The 26,944-nt window shown below is 70.9% G+C and carries 22 protein-coding genes and 2 tRNA genes; 12 read left to right on the top strand and 12 right to left on the bottom strand.

The features are described 5' to 3' along the window. Positions 1-189: 189 nt before the first annotated feature. Complete coding sequence (tig, locus tag QNO09_RS18525; RefSeq protein WP_283971304.1) at positions 190-1,596, bottom strand: trigger factor; 1,407 nt, start codon at positions 1,594-1,596, stop codon at positions 190-192. Positions 1,597-1,790: 194 nt separating this feature from the next. Continuing rightward, positions 1,791-1,867: transfer RNA gene (locus tag QNO09_RS18530), tRNA-Pro, on the bottom strand. Positions 1,868-2,031: 164 nt separating this feature from the next. On the opposite strand from QNO09_RS18530, the gene QNO09_RS18535 reads away from it, so the two are divergent. Further along, a tRNA-Gly gene (locus QNO09_RS18535) sits at positions 2,032-2,105 on the top strand. A gap of 113 nt (positions 2,106-2,218) precedes the next feature. Here QNO09_RS18535 and QNO09_RS18540 read toward each other — a convergent pair. Further along, positions 2,219-4,606, bottom strand: a complete 2,388-nt coding sequence (locus tag QNO09_RS18540) for a protein kinase domain-containing protein (protein WP_283971305.1) — start codon at positions 4,604-4,606, stop codon at positions 2,219-2,221. 109 nt (positions 4,607-4,715) lie between these two features. After that, entirely contained in the window at positions 4,716-4,910 is a 195-nt protein-coding gene (locus tag QNO09_RS18545; protein ID WP_003990237.1) for a hypothetical protein, read from the bottom strand. Between the two features lie 693 nt (positions 4,911-5,603). On the opposite strand from QNO09_RS18545, the gene QNO09_RS18550 reads away from it, so the two are divergent. After that, on the top strand, positions 5,604-6,716 hold the full coding sequence (locus tag QNO09_RS18550) for an acyltransferase family protein (protein WP_451521803.1): 1,113 nt from the start codon (positions 5,604-5,606) through the stop codon (positions 6,714-6,716). A 15-nt stretch (positions 6,717-6,731) separates the two neighbouring features. Here QNO09_RS18550 and QNO09_RS18555 read toward each other — a convergent pair whose 3' ends face one another. Both QNO09_RS18555 and QNO09_RS18560 read right to left on the bottom strand, forming a co-directional pair. Next, positions 6,732-7,169 carry an HD domain-containing protein gene (locus QNO09_RS18555; RefSeq protein WP_283971379.1) on the bottom strand — a complete coding sequence of 146 codons (438 nt, stop codon included), beginning with the start codon at positions 7,167-7,169 and terminating at the stop codon, positions 6,732-6,734. 144 nt (positions 7,170-7,313) lie between these two features. Further along, the gene (locus tag QNO09_RS18560; protein ID WP_283971307.1) at positions 7,314-8,492 is read right to left on the bottom strand and encodes a SpoIIE family protein phosphatase; all 1,179 of its coding nucleotides are present in this window, start codon (positions 8,490-8,492) and stop codon (positions 7,314-7,316) included. A 163-nt stretch (positions 8,493-8,655) separates the two neighbouring features. Between QNO09_RS18560 and QNO09_RS18565 the strand changes: the two genes are divergently transcribed. Beyond that, the gene (locus QNO09_RS18565; protein ID WP_283971308.1) at positions 8,656-9,906 is read left to right on the top strand and encodes a GNAT family N-acetyltransferase; all 1,251 of its coding nucleotides are present in this window, start codon (positions 8,656-8,658) and stop codon (positions 9,904-9,906) included. A 113-nt stretch (positions 9,907-10,019) separates the two neighbouring features. Here QNO09_RS18565 and QNO09_RS18570 read toward each other — a convergent pair whose 3' ends face one another. Together QNO09_RS18570 and QNO09_RS18575 are read right to left on the bottom strand one after the other, a co-directional pair. After that, positions 10,020-10,829 carry an Fpg/Nei family DNA glycosylase gene (locus QNO09_RS18570; protein WP_283971309.1) on the bottom strand — a complete coding sequence of 270 codons (810 nt, stop codon included), beginning with the start codon at positions 10,827-10,829 and terminating at the stop codon, positions 10,020-10,022. Between the two features lie 249 nt (positions 10,830-11,078). Beyond that, positions 11,079-11,564, bottom strand: a complete 486-nt coding sequence (locus QNO09_RS18575; protein ID WP_283971310.1) for a ribose-5-phosphate isomerase — start codon at positions 11,562-11,564, stop codon at positions 11,079-11,081. Positions 11,565-11,841: 277 nt separating this feature from the next. Here QNO09_RS18575 and QNO09_RS18580 point away from each other — a divergent pair, with 277 nt between their 5' ends. Beyond that, positions 11,842-13,332 (top strand): amino acid permease, encoded by a 1,491-nt coding sequence (locus tag QNO09_RS18580; protein ID WP_283971311.1) that lies wholly within the window; start codon positions 11,842-11,844, stop codon positions 13,330-13,332. Positions 13,333-13,421: 89 nt separating this feature from the next. On the opposite strand, the gene QNO09_RS18585 is transcribed toward QNO09_RS18580, so the two are convergent. After that, positions 13,422-15,335: a serine/threonine-protein kinase gene (locus QNO09_RS18585; protein ID WP_502962313.1), complete on the bottom strand. Its 1,914-nt coding sequence runs from the start codon at positions 15,333-15,335 to the stop codon at positions 13,422-13,424. A gap of 197 nt (positions 15,336-15,532) precedes the next feature. Between QNO09_RS18585 and QNO09_RS18590 the strand changes: the two genes are divergently transcribed. Continuing rightward, positions 15,533-16,258 (top strand): hypothetical protein, encoded by a 726-nt coding sequence (locus QNO09_RS18590; protein ID WP_283971313.1) that lies wholly within the window; start codon positions 15,533-15,535, stop codon positions 16,256-16,258. 84 nt (positions 16,259-16,342) lie between these two features. Here the strand turns inward: QNO09_RS18590 and QNO09_RS18595 are convergent, their stop codons facing one another. Beyond that, complete coding sequence (locus tag QNO09_RS18595; protein ID WP_283971314.1) at positions 16,343-16,963, bottom strand: biotin transporter BioY; 621 nt, start codon at positions 16,961-16,963, stop codon at positions 16,343-16,345. A 371-nt stretch (positions 16,964-17,334) separates the two neighbouring features. On the opposite strand from QNO09_RS18595, the gene QNO09_RS18600 reads away from it, so the two are divergent. Then, positions 17,335-18,717: an amino acid permease gene (locus tag QNO09_RS18600; RefSeq protein WP_283971315.1), complete on the top strand. Its 1,383-nt coding sequence runs from the start codon at positions 17,335-17,337 to the stop codon at positions 18,715-18,717. A gap of 130 nt (positions 18,718-18,847) precedes the next feature. Then, positions 18,848-19,495: a superoxide dismutase gene (locus tag QNO09_RS18605; RefSeq protein WP_283971316.1), complete on the top strand. Its 648-nt coding sequence runs from the start codon at positions 18,848-18,850 to the stop codon at positions 19,493-19,495. A gap of 154 nt (positions 19,496-19,649) precedes the next feature. Here QNO09_RS18605 and QNO09_RS18610 read toward each other — a convergent pair whose 3' ends face one another. Both QNO09_RS18610 and QNO09_RS18615 read right to left on the bottom strand, forming a co-directional pair. Beyond that, positions 19,650-20,273: a histidine phosphatase family protein gene (locus tag QNO09_RS18610; RefSeq protein ID WP_283971317.1), complete on the bottom strand. Its 624-nt coding sequence runs from the start codon at positions 20,271-20,273 to the stop codon at positions 19,650-19,652. Further along, complete coding sequence (locus tag QNO09_RS18615; RefSeq protein ID WP_283971318.1) at positions 20,270-21,742, bottom strand: FGGY-family carbohydrate kinase; 1,473 nt, start codon at positions 21,740-21,742, stop codon at positions 20,270-20,272. The genes QNO09_RS18610 and QNO09_RS18615 overlap by 4 nt, the downstream gene beginning before the upstream one ends. Before the next feature lie 156 nt (positions 21,743-21,898). On the opposite strand from QNO09_RS18615, the gene QNO09_RS18620 reads away from it, so the two are divergent. From QNO09_RS18620 to QNO09_RS18640, 5 genes are read left to right on the top strand one after another with little or no spacing between them, the layout of a single operon-like run. Next, complete coding sequence (locus QNO09_RS18620; protein WP_283971319.1) at positions 21,899-23,320, top strand: ABC transporter substrate-binding protein; 1,422 nt, start codon at positions 21,899-21,901, stop codon at positions 23,318-23,320. 2 nt (positions 23,321-23,322) lie between these two features. Then, entirely contained in the window at positions 23,323-24,201 is an 879-nt protein-coding gene (locus QNO09_RS18625) for a carbohydrate ABC transporter permease (RefSeq protein WP_283971320.1), read from the top strand. Then, the gene (locus QNO09_RS18630; protein ID WP_283971321.1) at positions 24,198-25,022 is read left to right on the top strand and encodes a carbohydrate ABC transporter permease; all 825 of its coding nucleotides are present in this window, start codon (positions 24,198-24,200) and stop codon (positions 25,020-25,022) included. Before QNO09_RS18625 ends, QNO09_RS18630 begins: the two co-directional genes overlap by 4 nt. Next, positions 25,019-26,107, top strand: coding sequence for an ABC transporter ATP-binding protein (locus tag QNO09_RS18635; RefSeq protein WP_283971322.1), 1,089 nt, complete (start codon positions 25,019-25,021; stop codon positions 26,105-26,107). The genes QNO09_RS18630 and QNO09_RS18635 overlap by 4 nt, the downstream gene beginning before the upstream one ends. Further along, a complete protein-coding gene (locus tag QNO09_RS18640) occupies positions 26,104-26,916 on the top strand; it encodes a DeoR/GlpR family DNA-binding transcription regulator (protein ID WP_283971323.1) in 813 nt (270 codons plus the stop codon). Before QNO09_RS18635 ends, QNO09_RS18640 begins: the two co-directional genes overlap by 4 nt. Positions 26,917-26,944 lie beyond the last annotated feature (28 nt).

Raw genomic sequence — 26,944 nt, forward strand, 5'->3', positions numbered from 1 at the left:
GGGAGTGTTCGCCGGGGGCGTAGCGCAGCACGGCTTCGGCGGGGCGGTTGGGTCCATCGGCGGCTGCGGGCGCGTCGTGGTCACTCGCGCCGTTCCCCGCGCCCCTGAGGTGCGCTGCCCCCGCGGGCGGCAAGAAGGCCCCGGGGTTCGCACCCCGGGGCCTTCTCATGAACTCACCGGTGCCGGGGCTCAGCCCTCGGTCTTGTCCTTGGCCGGGGCGTCCTCGGCCGGGGTCTCCTCGGCGGAGGCCTCCGTGGCCTCGGCCTCGGCGGACTCGGTCTCGTCCTCGTCGTCGAGGTCGACGATCTCGCCGTTGGTGTCCTTGACCGTGGCCTTCTCGACCACGACGGCCAGGGCCTTGCCGCGGGCGACCTCGCCGACCAGGAGCGGAACCTGACCGCCCTCGACGACCGCCTGGGCGAACTGGTCGGGGGACATGCCGGAGGAGGCCGCACGCCGCATGAGGTGCTCGGTGAGCTCCTCCTGGTTGACGTTCAGCTTCTCCTGCTTGACGAGCTCGTCGAGCACGAACTGCGTCTTGATGCCCTTGACCGCGGCTTCCTTGGTCTCGGCGTCGAACTCCTCCTCGCTCTTGCCCTGGATCTCCAGGTACTTCGCGAGGTCGAGGCCCATCTGGCCGAGCTGGTGGTGCTCGAGGTTGTGCTTGCGGGTGTTGATCTCGTCCTCGAGCAGCTTCTCGGGGACCGGGACCTCGACCAGCTCGAGCAGCTTCTCCAGGACGCGCTCCTGGGCCTGCGTGGCCTGGTCGTACTGCTTCATGTTCTCGAGGCGCTTGCGGCTGTCCGCGCGCAGCTCCTCGATGGTGTCGAACTCGGAGGCGAGCTGCGCGAACTCGTCGTCCAGCTCGGGCAGTTCGCGCTTGGCGACCTGGGTGACCTTGACGGTGACCTCGGCCTCCTTGCCGGCGGCCGAACCGCCCTTGAGCTCGGAGGCGAAGGTGGCCTCGCCACCGGCCTCCAGGCCCTTCACGGCGTCGTCGATGCCGTCCAGCAGCTCGCCGGAGCCGATGGTGTAGGAGACACCGTCCGCGACTCCGTCCTCGAGGACCTCGCCGTCGACCTTGGCGCGCAGGTCGATCGTCACGACGTCGCCGTCCTCGGCGGCACGCTCGACCGGGGCGGTGGAGGCGAAGCGCTCGCGCAGCTCCTCGACGGCCTTGTCGACGTCCTCTTCGGTGACCTCGACCGCGTCGACCTCGACCTCGATGCCGGAGAAGTCCGGGATCTCGATGGTCGGGCGGATGTCGACCTCGGCGGTGAAGTTCAGCGTCTCGCCGTCCTTCAGCTCCGTGATGTCGACCTCGGGCTGGCCCAGCACGCTGAGCTCGGCCTCGTTGACCGCGTCGGTGTAGAACTTCGGAAGCGCGTCGTTGACCGCCTCCTCCAGAACCGCACCGCGGCCGAACCGCTGGTCGATGACCCGGGCCGGGACCTTGCCCTTGCGGAAGCCCTTCACCGTGACCTGCTGGTTGATCTTCTTGTACGCCGCGTCGAGGCTGTCCTTGAGCTCCTCGAAGGGCACCTCGACAGTGAGCCGAACCCGAGTCGGGTTCAGGGTCTCCACGGCGCTCTTCACGGTTCGGTCTCCTTGTGGCTGACTTCTTGGTTTCTGCCGGGGCCAGAACGGCCCGGCGGACTTCGCCGCCCGGAGGACTTCAGACGATGAGACACACGGGCGTGCAGCTTGCATAGTAACGGCAGCGACTACACCGCCCAAAAGGCGATCACGTAAAGCGATCGGATGGGCGATCACGCGAGTGATCGGGTGGCTGGTCGGGGTGGCGGGATTTGAACCCACGGCCTTCCGCTCCCAAAGCGGACGCGCTACCAAGCTGCGCCACACCCCGTCTGGTGCGAGACGTAGGGTACATGCCGCGAGGCGGTGTGACCGCCGTATTTCCACAGGGTGCGCGCCGCGCCGTCTCCGTCGGGAACACGGTGTGCGACGGAGGGGACCGACCCGCTACGATGCCTTCAGTGCCGCGGTCACCCGACCCGCGGCGCGTGCTGTGCGGGCGTAGCTCAATGGTAGAGCCCTAGTCTTCCAAACTAGCTACGCGGGTTCGATTCCCGTCGCCCGCTCCATCCGGCTCAGGGCCGGGCCGGAGGATCACTCCTCCGGCCCGGCCCTGAGTGTTTTCCGGGAGCCGGGTCTCGGCCGGTGAGACGGGCCGGACCGCCGTGGACCGCTGCCGGGGTCAGAGGTCCCGGACGTCGACGCTGTAGACGGAGCGGACGCCGTACGGGACGTACAGGGCGTCGCCGACGAGCGACAGCGGCGCTCCGGAGGTGACGAACATGCTGTCGACCCGGCCGCCGTCGTCGCGGCCGAGCCGGGTGGCCTCCACCTTGCCGCTGCGCGCGTTCAGGGCGGCGAGGCGGCCACTGGGCGAAGCGAAGTAGACGTGAGTGGCGGAGGCGGTCGGCGGCCCCTGCCGCTCCAGGGTGGAGTTGGATTCCCAGAGGGTGCGCCCGGTGAGCGGCGCGACGGCGCGGACGCCGCCGCTGCCGCGCGTGAAGTAGAGGGTGCCTCGGACCAGGTACGCCCTCGACGCCTCGGGCCGGGGCTTCGCCAGCCGTCGCACGGTGAGCTCGTGCGAGGAGGCGTCGATCAGGGTGAGGCCGCGGGCGGTGGACGTGCCGTCCACGAACACCAGATGTCCCTCCTGCGCGCCGAGCAGCTCCAAGGCGCCCTTGGCCTCGACGGTCCAGCGGGACTTCCCGGTGGCCGGATCGATCTGGGAGACGGTGGTCCTGGCGCGCTTCTCGTCGTCGGCCTCCGTCGTGCAGATCACGTAGGCACGGTCGGCCGCCGAATCCAGCGAGCAGTCGCCCCGGGCGCCCGGCTCCGGCTGCCGCCAGCGGACCTTGCCGGTCTCCGCGTCGAGCAGGGCGTACTCGTCGCCCCGCGATCCGTAGAAGGTGACGACACCCTCGGACACGGCCGTGGCACCGCCCCGGGGCCCCTCGGGGACTCTCGCCGTCTCGCCGCTGCCGGTCGGGGTCCGCCACAGCTCCTTGCCGGTGTCGGCGGCCAGGGCGTGGACCGTGTAGCTGGAACCCACGCCGCTCGCGCCTACCGGGTCTTCGGCCCCGTAGGCGTAGACGCGTCCGTCGCCGGTGCCGATGAGCGCGCCCTCGTCACCGGAGGCGCCGTCAGGTGTGGTGTCGACGGGCCGGCTCCAGGTGTTGCGACCGTCGGCGAGACCGAAGCGCGTCGCCATGAGGTCGGATCCGGCGCACACGAGAGAGGCGTCGACGACGGAGCAGCTCTTGAAGGACGTGTCGGGCCCGCCCAGACCGCCCTCGCTGTCCACCGGGGCCTTCGCCGTGGCGACCCACGGCTTCCACCCCTCGGGGAGGTCGGCCGTCCTGGTGGTGGTGGAGGAGGAGGGTGGGCGGTCGTCGTCCTGGATCAGGGTGACGGTCGTGGTGACGACCGCGGCGAGGGCGACGCTCACGGCGGCCGAGACCAGCAGCAGCCCGCGCCGGAGGCGGCGCCTGCGGCCGGCCTCGGGTTCCGGGGGTCCGGCCGGGTCACGTGGCGGCTGGGCCTGGTTCGCCGGGGTCTTGTCGAGTCGGGGGCGCCGCGCGTCGGGCCGTTCGGCGTCCACCCCGCCGTCCGCCTCGTCGGGCAGGGGACGGGACGTCTCGCCCCGCTCGGTGCGGGCCGCGTCGGGCCATGCCGTGACGGCCGGTTCGGTCGGCCGTGCGCCCGGCCAGGGGCGTACGGGGCGTGGTGTGCCGGTGCCGGGCGCGGAGCGTGTGCCGGGGGCGCCGCCTTCGCGGAGCAGGGTGAACAGTTCGTGCGCGGCGGGGCGGGACTTCTGGTGCTTCTCCAGGCAGAGGCGGATGAAGGGGAGCAGTTCGGCGGGGACGCCGGTGAGGTCCGGCTCGCCCTCGACGACGCGCAGGGCCGTCTCGTACGGGCTGGGACTGTCGAAGGGGCCGCGGCAGGTGGCGGCGTAGGTGAGGACCGAGCCGAGGGAGAACATGTCGGCGGCCGGTCCGACGTCCTGGGGGGCGGCGAACTGTTCCGGGGACATGAAGGGCGGGGTGCCCATGACGCGGCCGGTCTGGGTGAGGACGTCGGAGGCGGCGAACTCGGCGGCGCGGGAGATGCCGAAGTCGATGACGCGGGGGCCGTCCTCGGCGAGCATCACGTTGGCCGGTTTCAGGTCGCGGTGGACGACTCCGGCGCGGTGGATGTCGCGCAGCGCCTCGGCGAGGCCGGCGGCGAGGTCGCGCAGACGGGGCAGCGGGAGCGGGCCGTGCTCGCGGACGTGGGTGCCGAGGTCCGCGCCCGGTATGTAGAGCGTGGCCATCCAGGGGTGGGGGGCGTCGGCGTCCGCGTCGACGACGGGGGCCGTGAAGGCGCCGCTGACCTGGCGGGCGGCGGCCACTTCGCGGCGGAAACGGGTGCGGAACTCGTCGTCGTCGGCGTACTGACTGTGCACGACCTTGACCGCCAGGCGTCGGCCGGAGGCGGAGCCGGCCAGGTAGACCACACCCATGCCGCCGGAGCCGAGACGGTCCTCGATGCGGTAGCCGCCCACCTCCGCCGGGTCGGAATCGCGCAGCGCCATCCCCCTACGTTCCCCCCGTCACGCACCGTCCTGTGGTCGGGGCGAGCGTATCCGTCCGCGCCGCGGACCCGCGGCGCGGGGCTCGGGTGGCGCGGTCGCGTCCCGCCCGTCAGAAGCTGATGGAGTTGATGGTCTCCGCTATCGAGTTGAGGAATCGCTGGATGTCGTCGGCCATACCGGTCGAGGCGAGGAAGAAGCCGAAGAGGACCGCCACGATCGCGGGACCTGCCTTGATCGATCCTCCTCTCAGCAACACCACAAGGATGATCGCCAACAGCAGCACCACAGACAGTGAAATGGCCACAACTGATCACACCCTCGGTCGGTCCGCTAGCCCGGCCCGGGGACGCGACCCCGCGCACCCCGCCAGGACCATCGTGCCACCAACGTGGCCTGGCTATGCGGCCGGTGGCGCATCGACTGCGCCCGTGTCGTCCCCGCCCGCGGGTGTCGCCCGTGCGCGGGAGTCGACACCGGGGAGTCGTACGGCAATTCGAGGGGCCACCCGCACAGGGAATTCGACCGCTTCCTTTCCGTCTCCACACAACGCGTCCGCAGCTAATTCGAATTGTTGCCACAGACTCACCAACACCCGTGCGGAGCAGGCGTCGAAGAGGGCGGAATCAGACATTCCACAGGAGTCGCCTGCTGGTCTTATGCGTCGCTTAGTCCGGATGTATCACGACAAGCAGGGCCTGGACATGTCCACATTCCGGCATCAGACGATGTGTCGACCATCACGCCGACAGCGGCGTCAACTACCCGTAATCCGGGGTACCCGCAGCGAATAGCCAGGAATCACGTCCGGCGTTTTACGAATAGCTGCAGGGAACGCTAGGGTGCCTCAGATGTTCCACGCTGCCTCGTCCCCCGCACGCGCAGCGAGGTCCCGGATCGTCTCCCCGAGCACCTGGTGGGAGGGTCTGTGACGAACTCGCTGCGACCGAACGGCGACCGCAGGGCGCCACTTCCCCCGGCACAGTCGCCGGTCGACGGAGTGCCGAGCCCGCGCTCGCCGCAGAGCACGCAGAAGAAGCAGAACGGCAGACAACGCGACGCGTTCTTCGACAACGCCAAGTACCTCGCGATCGTGCTGGTGGCCGTCGGCCACGCCTGGGAGCCGCTCAAGGGCGACAGCCGGGTACTGGAGGCGGCGTACCAGGTCGTCTACGCGTTCCACATGCCGGCGTTCATCATCATCTCCGGCTACTTCTCCCGCAGTTTCGACATGCGGCCCGACCGGCTGAAGCGCCTGATCACCGGCGTCGCCGTGCCGTACATCGTCTTCGAGACGGCCTATCCGCTCTTCAAGCGGGTCATCGACAACGACCCGCATCAGGAGATCAGCCTCCTCGACCCCTGGTACCTGACCTGGTTCCTGGTCGCGCTCTTCGTCTGGCGTCTCACCACCCCCATCTGGAACCTGGTGCGTTGGCCGCTGCCGCTGGCGCTCGGTCTCGCCATGCTGGCGAGCGTCACCCCGGAGATCGGTGACGACCTGGACCTGCAGCGCGTCCTGCAGTTCCTGCCGTTCTTCGTGCTGGGCCTGGTGATGAAGCCCGAGCACTTCCACATGGTGCGCCGCCGTTCGGTGCGGATCGCCTCGGTGCCGCTGTTCGCCGTCGCGCTGGCCTTCAGCTGGTGGGCGGTGCCGCGCATGAACACCGCGTGGTTCTACCACCGTGACGCCGCGCAGGAGCTGGGCGCCCCGTGGTGGACCGGCCCGGTCATGGTGCTCGCGATGTTCGGCTGCTCCCTGGTGCTGACGGCCTGCTTCTTCGCCTGGGTGCCGCGCCGCCACATGTGGTTCACCGCCCTGGGCGCCGGCACGCTCTACGGTTACCTGCTGCACGGCTTCCTGGTGAAGGCCGGCGACTACCAGGGCTGGTTCGAGGCGTCCTGGCTGCACCACCCGGCCGGTGAGATCTTCGTGACCGCCCTCGCGGCCGCCGTCGTGACGGTGCTGTGCACCGGGCCCGTGCGGCGCGTCTTCCGGTTCGCGATGGAGCCGAAGATGGACTGGGCCTTCAAGCGGGACGCCGCCGAGCTGGCCCGCGAGCGCCAGGGCGCCGAGCGGCGCGAGCGCGACCGCGAGAAGCTCAACGCCTGACCCTCGGGGCGGGACTCATCCGACGAGACCGAGAAGTGCGCGCATCCGCGCGTACTTCTCGGTCAGTCGTGTGCGGGTCGCCTCGTCGAGGACCGCGAGGCGGGCCGGGTCGGCGTTGTGCGCCAGGTCCGACTCCTTCACCAGCAGCGCACCGGGCGTGGCGAGGATCCGCGCGGCGTACTCCTCCGGCGACTCCCCCTCCCGCTTGGTGACGGCGAGGACGATGTCCTTCGTGCGGCTGCTCAGCGCGGCCCCGCGCAGCCACTCGAGGGAGAGCGCGTCGTCCTCCACGGCGTCGTGCAGCCAGGCCGCCGCGATCTGCTCCTCGTCGCCGCCCCGGGCCCGTACGCCCTCCGCCACGGCCCGGAGGTGTTCGGCGTAGGGCCGGCCCGCCTTGTCGGTCTGGCCGGCGTGCGCGGCCCGGGCGGTGGCCTCCACCTGGGCCGGTGTCATGGGGGATGTCTCGGTCACCGCTTCAGTGTCTCCCCACGCAGCGCCGCCTGGAAGCCCAGGCCCCTCATCGACCCCCCGGACGGCGGCCGGGCCCCAGGAGGAGACCGTGGTCGCTCCGCCCGAGGCCCGGAGGAGGACCCCGCTTCAGCGGGTCGCGGCCGCCGTCGGTCCCTCGCGGCAGATCAGCAGCAGGGCCCGGTCGTCGTTGACGTCCTTGGCGACGGCCTCGATGAGGTGCCAGGCAGCGCCGTGGAAGCCGCCGGCGACATAGCGGTCGGCCTCGCCGGTGAGGCGGTCGATGCCCTCGACGATGTCGCGGTCGGCGGTCTCCACCAGGCCGTCCGTGAACAGCATCAGCACGTCCCCCGGCCGCAGCGAGCCCTTCACCGGGTCGAACTGGGCACCGTCGTAGACCCCGAGGAGCGGGCCCTCGGCTGCCTTCTCCTCCCAGCGACCGCTGCCGGCGCTGAGCTGGAGGCCCGGCGGGTGACCCGCGGAGTAGAGCTCGTAGTCGCCGGAGTCGAGGTCGAGGACCAGGTGGATGGAGGTGGCGAAACCCTCCTCCCAGTCCTGGCGCAGGAGGTAGCCGTTCGCGGCCGGGAGGAAGGCGTGCGGCGGGAGCGAGCCGAGCAGGCCGCCGAACGCGCCGGACAGCAGCAGGGCGCGGGAGCCCGCGTCCATGCCCTTGCCGGAGACGTCGGTGAGGACGACTTCGAGCGTACGGCCGCCGTTGGTGCGGGCCGCCACCACGAAGTCGCCCGAGAAGGACTGGCCGCCCGCCGGGCGCAGGGCCATTTCCCGGTGCCAGCCGTCCGGCAGGTCCGGCAGCTTGCTCTGCACCCGGATGCGTTCACGCAGGTCGAAGAGCATGGTGCCGCCACGCCGCCAGGGCACCCCGACCCGGCTGCGGAACTGGGCCAGGAGCAGCCCGAAGAAACCGCAGGCCGCGACCACGAGGACGATGCCCGGGGTGACCCTCGACGCGCCCTCCGTGTACGGGCCGAGCCGTACCGCCTCCACGATCAGGGCCGTGGCCGCCGCCGCGTACAGCCCGAGCAGGCTCGCGGGCCGGAGCAGCAGTCCGCCGACGACAACCGGCAGGACCAGCGCGGCCGGTGAGAACCACACCGAGTTGGCCAGCGTAGCCGCCGCGATCAGGGGAACCATCAGGAGCAGCCCGGCCAGGGCGATCCAGTCCGAGCCGTTGCCGCGGAAGTAGTCCACGGCGGCTCGGCGCACGCCGACGCGGACCCGGTGCCATTGTTTCTTCAACCGGGCCGTGAACGTGTCGGCTTCCGCGCGCCGCTGCCGTCCTGATGCCATTAGTTCGGGACCCTATCCATCGGACCAGCCCCTTGGCACGGGAGGTCCCACTTGTCCCCCGTCCGAGGGCCGACTTCACAGTGAACTTCACCGCGCGCAGCGCTGCCGTCAACCGGGGAGAAATTCCGTCGCTCGTCCCGCATGGCCCTGGTAGGCATGGCTCATGGCATCTGACGCGAACGGCCTCTCCACCGACCTGCGGGTCCTTCGACAGGATGAATGGGACAAGTGGTACAACACCCTGATCCGGGGCTTCGGAGGGGTGCCGGAGGCCGCCGAGGAGCGGGAGTTGTGGAACTCCCTGACCGAGTTCGACCGTTCACTCGGTGTCTGGGACGGGGACGAGTGCGTGGGTACGGCCGGGGCGTTCAGCTTCCGGTTGACCGTGCCCGGCGGCGCCTCACTGCCGGTCGCGGGCGTCACGATGGTCAGCGTGGCCGCCACACACCGCCGGCGCGGCATCCTGACCTCGATGATGCGGCGGCAGCTGGACGATGTGCGCTCGTGGGGTGAGCCGCTGGCCGTGCTCACCGCGTCCGAGCCGGCGATCTACGGGCGGTTCGGATACGGCAACGCGACCTTCTCGCTGTATGCCGAGATCGACACGAGCCGGGTGCGGCTGTCGGTGTCGGCCGGTACGGACGACGTAAGGGTGCGGTACGCGGCGCCGGCCGAAGTGCTCGATGTGTGCGAGGCGGTGTACGCCCGGCTGGTGCCGGCGCGGCCGGGGATGCTGGAGCGGCGGCCCGGTTGGGAGCGGCTCGGGGTGCTCGATCCGGAGAGCGAGCGGGACGGGGCGTCGCCCCTGCAGTGCGTGCTCGCCGAGCGGGACGGGGAGACGGTCGGGTACGCGCGCTATCGCGTCAAGCCGGTGTGGGAGTCGCCCGGGCCCGACGGCAAGGTCGTCCTGGAGGATTCGGCCGCGCTGGACCCCGCGGCGGACGCGGCGCTGTGGCGGTTCCTGTTCGGGATCGACCTGACCTCGACCGTCGCCGTGCGAGGGCGGCCGGTGGACGACCCGTGGCAGTACCTGGCATCCGACCTGCGGCGGTGCAATCTGCGGTTGCGGGACTCCCTGTACGTGCGGCCGGTGGAGGTGGGGGCCGCGCTGGAAGCGCGCACGTATCAGACGCCGGTGGACGTGGTGTTCGAGGTGGAGGACACGTTCTGCCCCTGGAACGCCGGGCGCTGGCGGCTCAGCGGGGATGCGAAGGGGGCGTCCTGCGAGCGTACGGCGGATGCGGCGGATCTGGCACTGTCCGTACGGGAGTTGGGCGCGGCCTATCTCGGCGGTGTGTCCCTGGCCTCGCTGGGCGCCGCGGGGCGGGTGCGCGAGTTGCGGCGGGGGGCACTGGCGGAGGCGTCACTCGGGTTCGGGGCGGGCGCGGTGCCGTGGCTGCCGCACGGGTTCTGAACCCCGGGCGGTCCCAGGAGCGTTGCGCCCCGGAGGCGCTTACCAAGGCTCGCCCGGATTCAGGACGGGCGCGGTGCCGTGACTGCCGCACGGGTTCTGAACCCCGGGCGGTCTCAGGGGCGTTGGCAGGCCGGGCACCAGAAGAGGTTGCGGGCGGCGAGATCGGCGGTGCGGATCTCGCCGCCACAGATGTGGCAGGGCAGGTCGGCCCTGCGGTAGACGTACACCTCGCCGCCGTGGTCGTCCACGCGGGGCGGGCGGCCCATCGCCTCCGGGGTGTGCTCCGGGCGGACGGTGTCGATGCGGTTGTTGCGGACGCCTTCGCGCATGAGGTCGACGAGGTCGGTCCAGATCGCGTGCCACTCGGCGGGGGTGATGTCCTTGCCGGGACGGTAGGGGTCGACGCGGTGCCGGAAGAGGACCTCCGCGCGGTAGACGTTTCCGACGCCGGCGATGACCTTCTGGTCCATGAGGAGGGCGGCGATCGTCGTACGGCTGCGGGAGATGCGGCGGAACGCGGTGTCCGGGTCGGCGTCGTCGCGGAGGGGATCGGGGCCCAGCCGGTCGTGTATCGCCTGCTTCTCCGGGGGTGTGATGAGGACGCACGTGGTGGGGCCCCGGAGGTCCACGTAGGCGGTGTCGTCGGCCAGGCGGAGGCGGACGGTGTCGGTGGGGGGCGGTGCGGGAGCCGGGCCGAAGGTGACCTTGCCGAAGAGACCGAGGTGGATGTGGATCCAGCTCGTGTCGCGGAAGCCGAGGAAGAGGTGTTTGCCGTGGGCTTCCGTGTGGGTGAGTTCCGTGCCGGTGAGGAGGGCGGCGGCGGCCGTGAACTTGCCCTGGGGGCTGGTTGCCCGGGGTTTCGTGCCGAGGAAGGCGGCGCCGTAGTCCTGCGCCAGGCGGTGGATCGTGTGGCCTTCCGGCACGGTTCTCCTTGCGGTCGTCGCCCTTGCCTCAGCCGTTCGGTGAACCCTGTTGGGCGGTTGGGCAGGCGGCGAGGCCGCCCCCGGTGCGCAGGCCCACCCCCGCGGGGGTTCACCTCCGCACCCCGCGGGGGTGCCTCTGAGCCGCCCCGGCACTCGGGCTGCGACCGAGCTCGGGCAGCCCCACGCCGGATCGGGCAGCCGCTCCACGCGGCTGCCCGAGTCCGTCCGTCAGCGCACTGGCCCGGGGGCCTACTGCTGCGGGTGGTGCGGGGGGATCGGAGGCAGGTCGCCGGTCGTCTCGTAGGCCGACAGCATGTCGATGCGGCGGATATGACGTTCGTCACCGGAGAACGGGGTGCCGAGGAAGATCTCCACGAACTTCGTCGCCTCGTCCTGCGCGTGCATGCGCGCGCCCACCGCGACGACGTTCGCGTTGTTGTGCTGGCGGCCCAGGGCCGCCGTCTCCTCGCTCCAGGCGAGGGCCGCGCGGACGCCCTTGACCTTGTTCGCGGCGATCTGTTCACCGTTGCCCGAGCCGCCGATGACGACGCCGAGGGCGTCGGGGTCCGCGGCCGTGCGCTCCGCCGCCCGGAGGCAGAAGGGCGGGTAGTCGTCCTGAGCGTCGTAGAGGTGCGGGCCGCAGTCGACGGGGTCGTGACCCGCCTCCTTCAGCCACTCGACGAGGTGGTTCTTGAGTTCGTAGCCCGCATGGTCCGAGCCGAGGTACACGCGCATGGGACGAGTGTGACACGGGCGTTTCGGGGCAAGCGCGCGGGGTGTCGCTCAGGAAAACCCGGGCCCCGCGTGAGCCACATTACAAAAACTCAGTAAAACCTCGAGCAACAATGTGGTTTCGTAGGTTCTCCTGATCGTTAGCCTCCGATTCACTGGACCAGCTCGTACACCGCTCGTACGAGCCCCCGTACACCGTCGTGCCGCGACACACCCCGTTCGTACGGCTCGGGCGGTCCCGTACGGAAGTACAGCTCCCCGGCGCAAAGGAAACCCGTCCATGACCTCGCAGCCGACCATGACCAAGCCCGGAAACGACCCCGAAGAACCCGGAGAACCCGAAGCCCAGGGCTCCGGGCTGCAGGCCGGGCTCAAGAACCGGCATCTGTCGATGATCGCCATCGGCGGTGTGATCGGCGCCGGACTCTTCGTGGGATCCAGCTCCGGTATCGCCACCGCCGGGCCCGGCATCCTGCTGTCGTACGCGCTCGTCGGCACGCTCGTGGTGCTGGTGATGCGGATGCTCGGTGAGATGTCGGCCGCCAACCCGACCTCGGGTTCCTTCTCCGCGCACGCCGACCGGGCGCTCGGTCCGTGGGCCGGGTTCTCCATCGGCTGGCTGTACTGGTTCTTCTGGGTGGTCGTGCTCGCCGTGGAGGCGACCGCCGGTGCGGTGATCCTGGAGGGCTGGATACCGGCCGTGCCGCAGTGGGGCTGGGCCCTGATCGTGATGCTGGTGCTGACCGCCACCAACCTGGTCTCCGTCGGCTCCTACGGCGAGTTCGAGTTCTGGTTCGCCGGCATCAAGGTCGTCGCCATCGCCGCGTTCATCGTCATCGGCGGACTGGCCGTCTTCGGGCTGCTGCCGGGCGTGGACAGCGAGCAGGCCGGGCTGGGCAACCTCACCGGGCACGGCGGCTTCCTGCCCCACGGGGCCGGCGCCATCCTCACCGGTGTGCTGCTCGTCGTCTTCTCCTTCATGGGCAGCGAGATCGCCACCCTGGCCGCCGGTGAGTCCGAAAACCCTCGGCAGGCCGTCACCAAGGCCACCAACAGCATCATCTGGCGTGTAGCGGTGTTCTACCTCGGCTCGATCGCCGTGGTCGTGTGCCTGTTGCCGTGGGACAGCAAGTCCATCACCGAGGACGGCTCCTACGTGGCCGCGCTCGACTCCCTGGGGATCGCGCACGCCGGTCAGATCATGAACTTCATCGTGCTGACCTCGGTGCTGTCCTGCCTCAACTCCGGCCTCTACACGGCCTCCCGCATGGCCTTCTCCCTCGGCCGGCGGGGTGACGCGCCGAAGGCCTTCGCCCGCACGACCTCCAACGGCGTGCCGCGCACGGCGATCCTCGCGTCCGTCGCCTTCGGCTTCGTCGCGGTGTTCTTCAACTACAAGTTCCCGGACTCCGTCTTCCTGTTCCTGGTGAACTCCAGCGGCGCGGTCGCCCTGTTCGTGTGGCTGGTGATCTGCTTCTCCCAGCTGCGCATGCGGAAGATCATCAAGGCCGAGGCGCCCGAGAAGCTCGTGGTGAAGATGTGGCTGTACCCGTATCTGACATGGGCGACCGCCGCGCTGATCGTGTTCATCCTGGGCTACATGCTCACCGACACCGAGCACGACGGGCGCCGGACCATCCTGCTGTCGCTGCTCGTCGCGGCGATGGTGCTCGTCGTCGCCGTCGTTCGGCAGAAGGTCGGTGGTGGCCGGTCCGCCGCCGACGCCCCGCAGGTGCGGGACGCGGAGCGGAGCGAGGTCTCCGCCGGCTGATCCTCCGGCCGCCCACCGGTCGTCGTGAACGGGGCCCGTGGTGTGTGCCGCCGCCCGGCAGCACACGCGACGGGACCTCTTCCGTGTGCCTACAACACCGTGAAACCGTCCTTGACCTTCTCGTAGGTGTCGCGCGCCTCCTGCTCGATCCCCTCCTCGTACCAGGTGTTGACCTGGTACGACGTGCCGGTCACGTTGAAGCCGAGCAGACGGGCGTGCCAGTGGACGCCCTCCAGCGTGAACGTGTACTCCCAGACCACCGCCGGGTGACCTCGGAACGTCGTCTCCTCCAGACGGATCTTGCGGTAGCCCTGGCCCTGGTGGGCGTTGCGCTCCGAGGTCTGCCAGGTCTCCAGCAGGTCGCCCCGGGCCAGGGAGGACTTGCCCACGAGTTCCTGGGAGCCGTCCGGGGAGGTGTAGTGCACCTCCGCGCCCGTCTTCACGTCCCGCCGCCAGCCCTCGGGTGGCGCCCAGGCGAAACCGCCGGCCTCCCGGCGCGTGCCGGGCGGCAGGGTCCGCGGCCTGGTGGTGCCCTCGACGGTGGGCGAGGCGGTGGTGCCGCCGGTGGTGGCCGGTGCGGAGGCCGAGGAGCCCGCGCGGGGCGTGTCGTCATCGCCGGGTGAGCCCGGCGATGACGCCAGCAGGATGCCCACGACGGTGCCGGCGGTGGCGAGGGTGGCCGCCGCGGCGGTGAGTACAACGCGGCGACGGCCCGCGCCGGGGCGGCGGCCGGGGCGGGGTGTGGCCGGGACGGCCGGTCCGGGGAGTTCACCCGGCGGCATCGGCACGGGCGCCGGGTGGGGGCGGTGCTCGGTCTCCGCCTGTGCCCGGGTGAGGGAGACACGGCCCGGGCGGTGGGTGGGACCGGCTCGGTTCTCGGAGCGGGCCGCCGCCGTCCGGGCCCCCGCGGCGGATTCAGCGGGGGTGGTGGGTGCGCAGTGGGGGTCCGGGCCGGGGGCGGGGCGGCGGGGGTCCCCGGGGGTCGTGGGGCGAGGAGCGGGGAGGCGGTCGGGGGTGGGTGACTCCCGCGGGGATGCGGGGGGAGGCGACTGCGGCGCCGGGCCCGGCTGTTGTCCCCCGAGGGTGGTGTGCGGACCCGGGGCGGGCTCCGGCTCCGGTATCGAGTCCCGTGGCCCCACCGCGACCGTGGGTGTCGGTGCCGGATACGCCACCGGCTCCAGCGCCGTCTCCAGCGTTTCCAGGTCCGGGCGAGCCGACGGTTCCTTGGCCAGCAGGGCGGTCAGAATGTCCAGCAACGGGCCGGCGGCGGCCGGGAGTTCCGGCTCCTCGTACAGGACCGCGTGCAGGGTCGCGAGCGTCGTGTCGCGGGAGAACGGGGAGCGGCCGCCCAGGGCCGCGCAGAGGGTCGCGCCGAGGGACCAGATGTCGGACGGTGGGCCCTGGGGGCGGCCGGAGATGCGCTCGGGGGCCATGTAGTCGGGCGAGCCGACCAGCATGCCGACCATCGTGAGCGCCTTGGTGTCCTGGATCGCGGCGATGCCGAAGTCCGTGAGGACGACCCGCCGTCCGTGGCCGGAACCGTTGCCGTTGCCGCGTGTGGATCCGGCCGACCCGTCCGTGTGTTCCACGAGCACGTTGCCGGGCTTGATGTCACGGTGCAGTACGCCCCGTTCATGCACCTGCCGTAGTGCCGCGACCAGACCGAGGCCGATGCGGGCCGTCTCGCCGGGGCTCAGGGGGCCCGTCTCCGCGAGGATCCGTTCGAGGGAGCGGCCCGCCACCAACTCCATGACGATCCACAGGCGTTCGCCCTCGTCCACCACGTCGTAGACGCGTACGACATTGGGGTGGTCGATGCGGGCCGTGGCCCGGGCCTCGCGCAGGGTGCGTTCGCGGCGGGTCCTGCTGTCCTCCGCGTCGAGACCGTCGATCCGCATTTCCTTGACGGCGACCTGCCGGTCGAGTATTTCGTCGGCGGCTCGCCACACCCGCCCCATTCCCCCCTGACCGATACTTTCGACCAACCGATAGCGTCCCGTCACCAATATCCCTGGAACACCGCCGCTGTTCGCATTTCCCGGCAATCCGCTGCACCCCCTCCACGACGCCGCGACCGACTCCAGTGAAACACAACGGTCACACTTCGCGCCGCACCAGGATAGTGCGGCGAAATCTTGTGGTACCTCTTTCATTGCTGCGAATTCGGGTGCAGCCCAGGGGGACGCAAGGGGGGCCGAACATGAGTTCTCGTCATACGACGGCGATCGCGGGATCGCTGGTCATGGCATCTTTCTCGGCGGTGATGATCCTTTCCGGCACGGCCGGCGCGGAGGACGACGGACCGCCGAGCGGCAAGGGGGGAAAGGTGGTCGACGAGGCACCGGCCGGCGTGAAGCTCACCACGCTGCTGCCCGGGAGGATCTCGGTCGACAACGGGTCGGAAAAGACGGCGATTACGGCCACGGTGAAGAACGAGGGGAGCAAGGACAGCGGGAAGATCAGGCTGTTGGTCGTCGGATTCGACGGACTTGTCGTCGAGGGCGTCGAGGGGTGTTCGGCGATACCCGAGAACGGACTTCCGGAGGGTTCGAACAGCGGATTCGCATGCCCGATCGACAATCTCGCGGCCGGTGAGTCGAAGTCGTATGCCGTGGATGCGACGTTCGACCTCGGCAAGACCGGGAAGATCTGTCTGCCCGTGCAGACGAGCGACGGGAAGAAGACCTTCTGGCAGCAGGGACCGGTGCCGTTCGGCACGAGCAACCCGTCGCCCGACGCACCGGCCACGCCGCTGCTGCTCGGCACCGACAACAAACCGGCGGGCCCCGGCCGCAAGGAGCTGCCGAAGACGGGGCCGGCCCGTGATCTGCTGCCGCTGGGCGCGGCCGGTGCGTCGTTGCTCGCGACGGGCGTGGCCGGAATGTGGTGGTCGCAGCGGCGGCGGCCGGGTGTACGGGAGGGCTGATTCAGCCCCGGTCGGCCCGGTTGACGCCAAGAGGCCCGCCGGGGGCGTCATGCCCCCGGCGGGCCTCGGCACAACGCCTGCGGGTCAGCGCTTGTTCGCGAATTTCCAGGCCGTCGGGAGCGCGCCCATCGCCAGCGCCGCCTTCAGCGCGTCGCCGATCAGGAACGGCGTGAGGCCGGCCGCGATGGCGGCGGTGGCGGACATGCCGGTGGCGAGGGCCAGGTAGGGCACGCCGATAGCGTAGATGATCGCCTCGCCCACCAGCATCGCGCCCGCCATGCGCAGCATCGAGCGGTCGGCGCCGCGGCGGGCCAGGGCGCCGACGACGGTGGCGGCGAGGATCATGCCGAGGATGTAGCCGAAGGAGGGGGCGACTCCGGAGGAGGCACCGGCGAACCACGGCACACCGGCGATGCCCGCGAGGGCGTACAGGGCCAGCGCGAGGAAGCCGCGGCCCGCGCCGAGGGACGTGCCGACGAGCAGCGCGGCGAAGGTCTGGCCGGTCACCGGCACCGGGGAGCCCGGGACGGGCACGGCGAGCTGGGCGGCGAGGCCGGTGAGCGCGGCGCCGCCGAGCACGAGGGCCGCGTCCCGGACACGGGTGGGGGCACCGCCCTGCTCGAGCGCCGCCGAGAGCTTGGGGGAGGGGAGCAGGTCGGCGAGGACCTGTCCGGCGCGGGCGGGTGTGGCGGCAGCGGTGCTCATGGGGACTCCGCGGAGTGAGGGCCGGTGGGACACGGTGACGCTATCCCAGCGCCCTGGCCCCGATCACCGTCAGCGCTCGACAAAGGCGTGGACCGGCGGTTGGTCGACTTCGAACAAAGGGTGCGGGATACACCGAGGACGGGGTGACGCCGGTCACGGTGATGGGATGGTGTGTGCCACGCGGGCCGGGTGGAGCGGCGTCTGTAGGTTTCCCCCAAAGCGCTGCCTCCGCCACCTGGTCACCACCCGGGCACGCAGAGCGACGCGACTGTCCGGATGGTGGGATGCCTCTCCGCCGCCGCCGGGAGGCATCCGAGACTGGCGGCGTTTTTGCCCTCGTACGCCCCTCACCCACAGGACGAACCGCACCCATGCCCAGCAGCACCACCACGGAGACGCCGACCGGCACGGACGGCGTCTCCCTCTCCCCCGGCCTGAAGCAGCGCCATCTGTCGATGATCGCCCTCGGCGGGGTGATCGGAGCCGGTCTGTTCGTCGGCTCAGGCGCCGGTATCGCCGCGGCCGGTCCGTCGATCGTGGTCGCCTACGCCCTCTCCGGTGTCCTCATGATGCTGGTGATGCGGATGCTCGGCGAGATGTCGGCCGCGTATCCGTCGTCGGGGTCTTTCTCGGCGCACGCGGAGCGGGCGATCGGCCCCTGGGCCGGATTCACCGCCGGCTGGTCCTTCTGGGTGCTGCTGTGCACGGCCGTCGGCCTGGAGGGCATCGGCGCCGCGAAGATCGTCAGCGGCTGGCTGCCGGGCACGCCGGAGTGGGCGTGGGTGGCACTGTTCATGGTCGTCTTCTGCGGCACGAACCTCGCGGCCGTGAAGAACTTCGGCGAGTTCGAGTTCTGGTTCGCCGCGCTGAAGGTCGGCGCGATCACCCTGTTCCTGGTGCTGGGCGTCCTGGCGATCGCCGGTGTCCTGCCCGGCACGGACTCGCCCGGCGCGAGCCACCTCACCGACTTCCTGCCCAACGGCGCAGAAGGCCTGGTGATCGGCCTGCTCGCGTCGGTCTTCGCCTACGGCGGCCTGGAGACGGTCACCATCGCGGCGGCCGAGTCGGAGAACCCCGTCAAGGGCGTGGCGAGCGCGGTCCGTACGGCGATGTGGCGCATCGCGCTGTTCTACATCGGTTCGATGGCCGTCATCGTCACCCTGGTGCCGTGGGACTCCGAGGCGGTCGTGGAGAGGGGCCCGTACGTCGCCGCCCTCGACGAGCTGGGCATCCCCGGCGCCGGCCAGCTGATGAACGTGGTCGTCCTGGTCGCCCTGCTGTCCGCGATGAACGCCAACATCTACGGCGCCTCCCGCATCGCCTACTCGCTGGTGGAGCGCGGCCAGGGCCCGCAGGGACTGGGCCGGGTCTCGGGCGGGGTGCCGCGGATCGCCGTGCTGGCGTCCTCCGTCTTCGGCTTCCTGTGCGTGCTGCTGAGCTACTGGCGGCCGGACGACGTCTTCCCCTGGCTGCTGAACATGATCGGCGCGGTCATCCTGGCCGTCTGGATCTTCATCGCCGTGTCACAGCTGCGGCTGCGCCGCCGCCTGGAGCGCGAGGCGCCCGAGAAGCTGGCCGTCCGCATGTGGGCGTTCCCGTGGCTGACCTGGGCCGCCCTGGCCGGCATGGCGGCCATCTTCGTCCTGATGGCCCGTGAGCCGGACACACGGGTGCAGCTGTACTCGACGGGCGCGATGATCCTGGTCCTGGCGGTCATCGGATACACCTGGCAGAGGGCTCGCGCCCAGCGGTAGGAAACCGCCGTCCCAGGCCCCCGCGACACGCGGGGGCCTTTTGTATGCCCGGAGCATCCACCGGCCTCCTCCTGCTGCTAGCGTGCAGTTGCAAGTGAGTTGCAATAACGGTCCGGAGGGGATCCCGCGCATGCCCGTCTACACGCTGCCTGAACTGCCCTACGACTACTCCGCGCTCGCCCCCGTGATCAGCCCCGAGATCATCGAGCTGCACCACGACAAGCACCACGCCGCCTATGTGAAGGGCGCCAACGACACGCTGGAGCAGCTGGCCGAGGCGCGGGACAAGGAGTCGTGGGGGTCGGTCAACGGGCTGGAGAAGAACCTGGCGTTCCATCTGTCCGGGCACATCCTGCACAGCATCTACTGGCAGAACATGACCGGTCCGAAGGATGGCGGCGGTGAGCCGCTGGCGCAGGACGGGGTGGGTGAGCTCGCCGACGCGATCACCGAGTCGTTCGGTTCCTTCGCCAAGTTCAAGGCGCAGTTGTCCAAGACCTCCGCGACCACGCAGGGTTCCGGCTGGGGCGTGCTCGCCTACGAGCCGCTGAGCGGGCGCCTGATCGTGGAGCAGGTCTACGACCACCAGGGCAACGTCGGCCAGGGCGCCACCCCGATCCTCGTCTTCGACGCCTGGGAGCACGCCTTCTACCTGCAGTACCGCAACCAGAAGGTGGACTTCATCGAGGCGATGTGGCAGGTCGTCAACTGGCAGGACGTGGCGCGGCGTTACGAGGCGGCCAAGTCCCGCGCGGATGTGCTGCTGCCGGCGCCCTGACGGCGGCCCGGCGCCGAGTCGTCCTGCCTCGTGATCGTCTTCTCACCCTTCACGCACGGCAGGCGGAATGAAGGAAACCCCCGCGAGGACGTGACTCGCGGGGGTTTCCCGTGTGCCGGGACCTCTGGTCGATCCGCGTCATGCGCCCAGGGTGCTACGGCACCTCCCCCTCGCACGGCACATTGAGTGAGAGGAGTGCGGCGCGACCGTCGGGGTTCATGCGCAGTTCGCTGATCGCCGCGTTCCGCAACCGCGGGAGCACCCTGCGGTACTCGCTCAGCGGGATGGACAGCAGGGTGCACAGCACCAGCCGCAGCAGGGTGTTGTGGGCGACGACCATGACGCGTTCGCCCGGGTGGGCGGCGGCGACGTCCCGCAGGGCGCGCACTCCGCGGGCCGCCGCGGCCAGGGGGTCCTCGGCGCCGGGGAAGGAGTGCTCCACCGGGTCGGCCCGGTAGGCCGCGGCCCACTCCGGGTCCTCGGCCTCGAACTCGGCGAGCGTACGGCCTTCGAGCACACCGAAGTCGCACTCCCTCAGGTGGGGTTCGCTCTGTGCGGTGAGGCCGAGGGCGCGGCAGGCGGGTTCGGCGGTGGCGACGGCCCGGGACAGCGGGGACGTCCAGATCGCGTCGACGGGGTGGGCGGCGGCCCACCGGCCCAGGGCCTCGGCCTGGGCGCGGCCGGTGTCGGTGAGGTCGATGTCGCTGATGCCGGCGTAGCGGTTCTCCGCGTGCCAGACGGTCTGTCCGTGACGGACCAGCAGGAGGGTCGTACTCATGATGCGGAAGTATCCCGGCTCAGGCGACGGTGCGCGTGCGCGGCGACCGGGGCGGGCAGCCAGCCGCGCTCCCGCAGGGCGTCGACGAGACGCGCGTAGGGCTCGGCGAAGGCGGCCGTGCGGTCGGGGCGGGGTTCCAGGACGGTCCGGACCCGGACCATGCGCTCGGCGACGTCCGCGAGCGCACCGGAGCCCGACGCCCCGTACGCGGCCAGGGCCGCCATGCCCAGGGCCGGTTCCGTCTGCTCGGGGACGCGGGCCGGGCGGCCCAGGATGTCGGCGCGCAGTTGGTTCCAGTACGGGCTGCGGGCGCCGCCGCCCGTGAAGGTGAGCGGGCCGTCGAGGGGGGCGCCGAGGTGGTGGAGGTAGTCCAGGCACAGGCGTTCGACGAAGCCGACGCCCTGGAGCAGCGCGGCCCACAGGTCGGCCGCGCCCGCCGGGTCACCGAGGACGAACGCGGTCGCCTCCGGCGCACGGAACGGGAACCGCTCCCCCGGTGACACCAGGGGGTAGGCGAGGGCGCCCGACGGTGCGAACGCCATGGCGGGCACGTCCATCTCGGCCGGGTCGGCCTCGGGGAAGTGCGCCGCGAGCGCCCCGGCGCCGACGCTCGACGCTCCGCCGGGCAGCCAGGTGCCGTCCGGGGCGCGGTGGTTGTAGACCACGCCGGTGGGATCGCGGACCGGGTCGCGGGCGGCGCCCTTCAGCACGAGCGTGGTGCCGAGCACGGAGTTCCACGAGCCGGGCCGCAGCGCGCCCGACGCGATCTGGGCCGCGCAGCCGTCCGTCATCCCCGCGAACACCGGGGTGCCGGCGGGGATGCCGGTGGCGTCGGCGGCGGCCGGGCAGACCTCACCGAGGCGCGTGCCCGGGCGGACCACGCCGGGGAACACGCTGTCGGGGACGCCCAGTTCGGCCAGGACGGCCTCCGGCCAGCGGTCGCCCTCCAGGTCGTAGCCCGTCTTCAGGGCATGGCTGGAATCGGCAGGGGGCGACCCGCCCGTGAGCCGGGAGACGATCAGGTCGGGCTGGTGCGTCAGGCGCAGCGAGCTGCCTCCGTACTGCCCCAGCAGCCACAGGGCCTTCGGCAGCGCCCAGGTGTCCTGGACCGCGAGCCCCGCCCGCCGGGCCCGCGCCGCCTCCCCCGTCGCCCGCCCGTCGTCGTACATCAGGGCGGGGCTCACGGGACGGCCCGAGTGGTCCGTCAGCAGGACCGTGCCGGACGTGCCGCACACCGCGAGGCCGCCGACCGGCGGGCCCGGGGGCGCGGCGGCGAGGGCCGCTCGGGACGCCGTGCACAGCGCCGCCCACCACCGCAGCGGGTCCTGCTCGTGCCGGACGCCGTCGCGCCGCCCGGTCAGCGGGGCCGAGCCGCTGCCCAGGACCGTGCCGTCGGCGGTGACGAGCAGCACGCGGACGCTCTGTGTGCCCAGGTCGACGCCCAGCCAGCCCGCGCCCTCGTCCACCATCCGGAACCTCCCACACCGTCGCAGCCGGATCTGTGAACTTCTCACTGTGCCCCGATATTTTCCCGTGCGCGAGGGATTGACGCCCAACTTCGGCCGTTCCACCCTCTGTTAACGAGTCGACTCGACGTGTTGCCCCAGCTCCACGCGGAGGTATGGATGGACACGCACGTGCACGACCGCCGGCGCTTCCTCGCCCTCGCCGCCGCAGCGGCGGCGGCCCCGCTGCTCACGGCCTGCGGCGCCGGTTTCGGCGGGAACGACGACAAGAGCGACGGGTCCGCTGCGGACGACGTCACCGGTTCCTTCGACTGGAAGCGGGAGCAGGGCACCACCGTCAAGGCCCTGCTCAACAAGCACCCCTACACGGACGCCCTCATCGCCGACCTGAAGTCGTTCACGGCGAAGACCGGCATCGAGGTCGAGTACGACGTCTTCCCCGAGGACAACTACTTCGACAAGCTCACCGTGGACCTGTCCAGCGGGCGTGCCTCCTACGACGTCTTCATGCTCGGCGCGTACATGGTGTGGCAGTACGGGCCGCCGGGCTGGCTGGAGGACCTCGGTCCCTGGATGCGCAACTCCTCGGCCACGGGCGCCGAATGGGACCAGGCGGACTTCTTCCCGAACCTGCTCCAGGCCGACCGGTGGTCGCTGAAGGCGGGCGCGCCGCTGGGCCAGGGCGGGCAGTACGCCCTGCCGTGGGGCTGGGAGACCAACGTCGTCGCCTACAACACCGAGGTGTTCGGGAAGCTGGGGCTGAAGCCGGCCGAGACCTTCGACGAACTGGCCGAACTCGCCGGGACCATCAAGCGGAAGGCGCCGGGTGCCGGTTTCGACGGGATGTACGGGATCGCCGTACGCGGGTCCAGGAGCTGGGCGACGATCCACCCGGGCTTCATGACCATGTACGCCCGCAACGGGCTGAAGGACTTCACGGTCGACGGCGGGAAGCTCACACCCGCGATGAACAGCCCCGAGGCGGTGGCCTTCACCGAGGAGTGGGCGCGGATGGTGAAGCGGGGCGGGCCGCCGTCCTGGACCTCGTACACCTGGTACCAGTGCTCCAGCGACCTCGGAGCGAAGAAGGCCGCGATGCTCTTCGACGCCGACACGGCCGCCTACTTCCAGGCGGTGAAGGGCGCGAGCCCCGCCTCCGGGAAGATCGCCTTCCACCCCGGGCCGAAGGGACCGGACGGGTCGCTCGCCACCAACATGTGGATCTGGTCGCTCGGCATGAACGCCAAGAGCAGGAAGAAGAGCGCCGGTTGGCTGTTCCTCCAGTGGGCGACGGGCAAGGAGCACCTGCGCAGGAGCGCGATCACCCACAACCACATCGACCCGGTGCGCAAGTCGGTCGCCGACGACGCCGCGTACAAGGACAAGATGCGGCATCTGCCGGGCTTCCTGGAGACCTTCGAGACGGTCGTCGACCAGACGAAGATCCAGTTCACCCCGCAGGCGCAGTTCTTCGACGCGACGACCAGCTGGGCGGCGGCCCTCCAGGAGATCTACGGCGGCCAGGGCGCGCAGTCCGTGCTGGACGGGCTGGCGGACGACCTCGCCGGCAAGGTGGGCTAGCCGTGCGGCTCGCGCTGCGCCCGTACTTCCTGATCGTCCCGGCCCTGCTGCTCACCTGCGGGATCCTCTATCCCTTCGGGCTCGGGCTGTACTACACGCTGTTCGACTTCTCGGCGAGCAAACCGCAGCCGGACATGGTGGGGTTCGAGAACTACCGGGCCGTCTTCACGCAGGAGGCGTTCTGGAACTCGGCGTGGGTGACGGTGCTGTACGCCGTCGGGGCAGCGCTCGCGGAGACCGTCCTCGGGGTGGCCGTCGCCCTGCTGCTGCACCGCTCGACCCTGGTGGGCCGGGTCCTGGAGAAGATCCTCATCCTGCCGCTGATGATCGCCCCGGTGATCGCGGCGATCATCTGGAAGCTGATGCTCCAGCCGTCCGTGGGGGTCGTGAACCACCTGCTGCGGCCCTTCGGGCTGGGCGGGGTGCAGTGGACCGACACCCCCACGGGTGCCCTCCTGTCGTCGATCGCCGTGGACGTGTGGGTCTACACCCCGTTCGTGGCGATCCTCGCCCTCGCCGGTCTGCGGTCGCTGCCCACCTCCCCGTTCGAGGCGGCGGCCGTGGACGGCGCGGGGTGGTGGTACACCTTCCGGCGGCTGACCCTGCCGATGCTGTGGCCGTACGTGCTGGTCGCGGTGATCTTCCGGTTCATGGACTCGCTGAAGGTGTTCGACATCATCTACGCCCTGACCGAGGGCGGGCCGGGCGACTCGACGGTCGTCCTGCAGATCCGGGCGTACCTGGAGGCCATCCGCTTCCAGCGCTACTCCTTCGGGATCTCCTACACGATCGTGCTGTGGGCCGTGGTGTACCTGGCCGCGATGGTGCTGGTGAAGCACCTGGGGAAGATCCAGCGGAAGGCCGCGGAGGTCACCACATGAGGAAACGCGCCCTGGGGTGGCTCGGCGACGCCGCCCTCGTCCTCTACTTCGTCTTCGCGCTGTTCCCGGTCGCCTGGATGGTGATCCTGTCGCTGAAACCGGCTGACCAGCTCTTCTCCACCTACTTCTCCTTCTCCCCGACCCTCGACGGCTACCGGACGGTCCTCGGCGACAGCGAGGGCATCCCGTTCGTGCGGTACTTCGTCAACAGCCTGGTGGTGTCGGTGGGGGCGGTGGTGCTGTCGCTGGTGGTGGGGCTGCCGGCCGCGTACGCCTCGGCGCGGTGGCGGTTCAAGGGGTCGGAGAACCTGATGTTCACCCTGCTGTCGTTCCGATTCGCACCCGAACTGACCGTTATCATCCCGCTGTTCGTGCTGTACCAGAAGCTCGGTCTGTTCGACACGTACGTCGGCATGGTGTGGGTGCTGCAACTGGTGACGCTGCCGCTGATCGTGTGGATCATGCGGTCCTACTTCGCCGACCTCACCCCCGAGCTGGAACAGGCCGCCCTGCTGGACGGCTACACCCGCAAGCAGGCCTTCTTCAAGGTGGCGCTGCCGCTGGTCAAGCCGGGCATCGCGGCCGTGTCGCTGCTGGCGTTCATCTTCGCCTGGAACAACTTCGTCTTCCCGCTGATCCTCACCTCCAACGAGGCCCAGACGGTGACCGTCGGCGCGCTGTCCTTCCTCGGCGGCGACCGGCCCAAGTACAACCTGACGGCCGCCGCCGCGCTGGTGTCCGTCGTCCCGCCGCTGCTGCTGGCGCTGACGATCCAGCGGTATCTGGTGCGGGGCCTGTCGTTCGGGGCGGTGAAGTCGTGATCCGGCTGAGTGGGATACGGAAGGCGTACGGGAGGACCGTCGCGCTCGACGGACTCGAACTGGACGTGCGGGAGGGCGAGTTCTTCTGCCTGCTCGGGCCCTCGGGCGCGGGCAAGACGACCACGCTCAAGACCGTCGCGGGGCTCGAACAGCCCGACGCGGGCACGGTCGTGCTCGACGGCGAGGACATGCGCGGCGTCGAGCCCTACGACCGGGGTGTGGCGATGTGCTTCGAGAGCTACGCCCTCTACCCGCACCGCTCCGCCTACGACAACCTGGCCTCGCCCCTGCGCTCGCCCCGGTACCGGCTGCCCGCCGCCGAGGCCCGGCAGCGGATCGGCGCGATCGCCGAACTGCTGGGCATCTCGGGGCTGCTGGACCGGCCGGTGGGCCGGCTGTCCAACGGGCAGCGGCAGCGGGTCGCCCTCGGCCGGGTGCTGGTCCGCCCGGCGCGGGCGTTCCTGCTCGACGAGCCGCTCTCCCACCTCGACGCCAAACTCCGCCAGCAGATGCGGGCCGAGCTGAAGGCGATCGGGGCCGTGCAGCGCACCACCACCCTCTACGTCACCCACGACTCGGTCGAGGCGCTCGCCCTCGGCGACCGGATCGGGGTCGTCCGGGAGGGCCGGATGGTGCAGACCGGCACCCGGGAGGAGATCTGGTACCAGCCGTTCGACACCGAGGTCGCGCGGGCTTTCGGCCGGCCCCGGATCAATCTGCTGCCGGGGGTGGTGACGCGGAGCGGGGTGCGGTCGGACGGCGGGGTCGAGCTGCCGGTCCGCGCGCGGGCCGCGCCCGGCACGGACGTCCTGGTCGGTCTGCGGCCCCGGGACCTCGCCCTGCGCGGCGAGGGCCACGAGCTGACCGGGACGGTGTACGTCACCGAGGTGCTCGGCCGGTCCGTGGAGGTCACCGTCCGGCTCGGGACCGGGAACCAGCGGGTGTCGCTGGTGGCGGCCCGGGCGGACGCGGCGCGCCTTCGTCCGGACGATCCGGTACGGCTCGTGGTCCGGCCTGAGAACCTGCTGCTGTTCGAGGCCGACCGGCCGGAGCGACCGGGACGACGGATAGAGACGCAGCCATGAGCAGCAACAGCAGTGGTGGACAGCAGGGGCCCGCGGCGCGGCAGGCCGCCATGGCCGAGCAGGTGCTGGCCGACGGCTCGGCGACGGCGGCGGAGCTCGCCGAGCGGTTCGGGGTGAGCCTGATGACCATCCACCGGGACCTCGACGAGCTCGAACGGCAGGGCATCGTCAGGAAGTTCCGGGGCGGGGTGACCGCGCAGCCGTCGGGGGTCTTCGAGTCGAACGTGCAGTACCGGCTGAAGAGCATGCGGGCCGAGAAGGCCGCCGTCGCCGAGCACGCGTTGCGGATGGTGGAACCCGGGATGGCGATCCTGCTGGACGACTCCACGTCCACCCTGGAGATAGCGAGACGGCTGCGCACGGCCGAGGTCACCCCGCTGACGGTCGTCACCAACTTCCTGGAGGCGATCAATCTCCTCTCCGACCAGCGGGGCATCCATCTGATGGCGCTGGGCGGCGACTACGACCCGCTGCACTCCTCGTTCCTCGGGGTGTCGTGCGTGGAGGCGGTCGAGCAGCTCCGGGTGGACGTGTGCTTCGCGTCGACGTCGGCCGTGCACCGGGGTTACGCGTACCACCAGGAGCAGCACATCGTGTCCGTGAAGCGGGCGATGCTCGACGCGGCGGCCCGCAACGTCCTGCTGATCGACCACACCAAGCTCGGCCGGGTCGCCCTGCACCGGGTCGTCCCGCTGTCCCGCTTCGACACGGTCCTCGTGGACGGCGGGGCGTCACCGGAGGCACTGCGGGATCTGGACGAGCACAAGGTCCGTTACGAGGTCTGCGCGATGCCCGTGAGCGAGCCGTAGAGGGCCCGCCGGTGCCTCGGAACCTGGA

Source organism: Streptomyces sp. 378 (assembly GCF_030124145.1).
Lineage (GTDB): Bacteria > Actinomycetota > Actinomycetes > Streptomycetales > Streptomycetaceae > Streptomyces.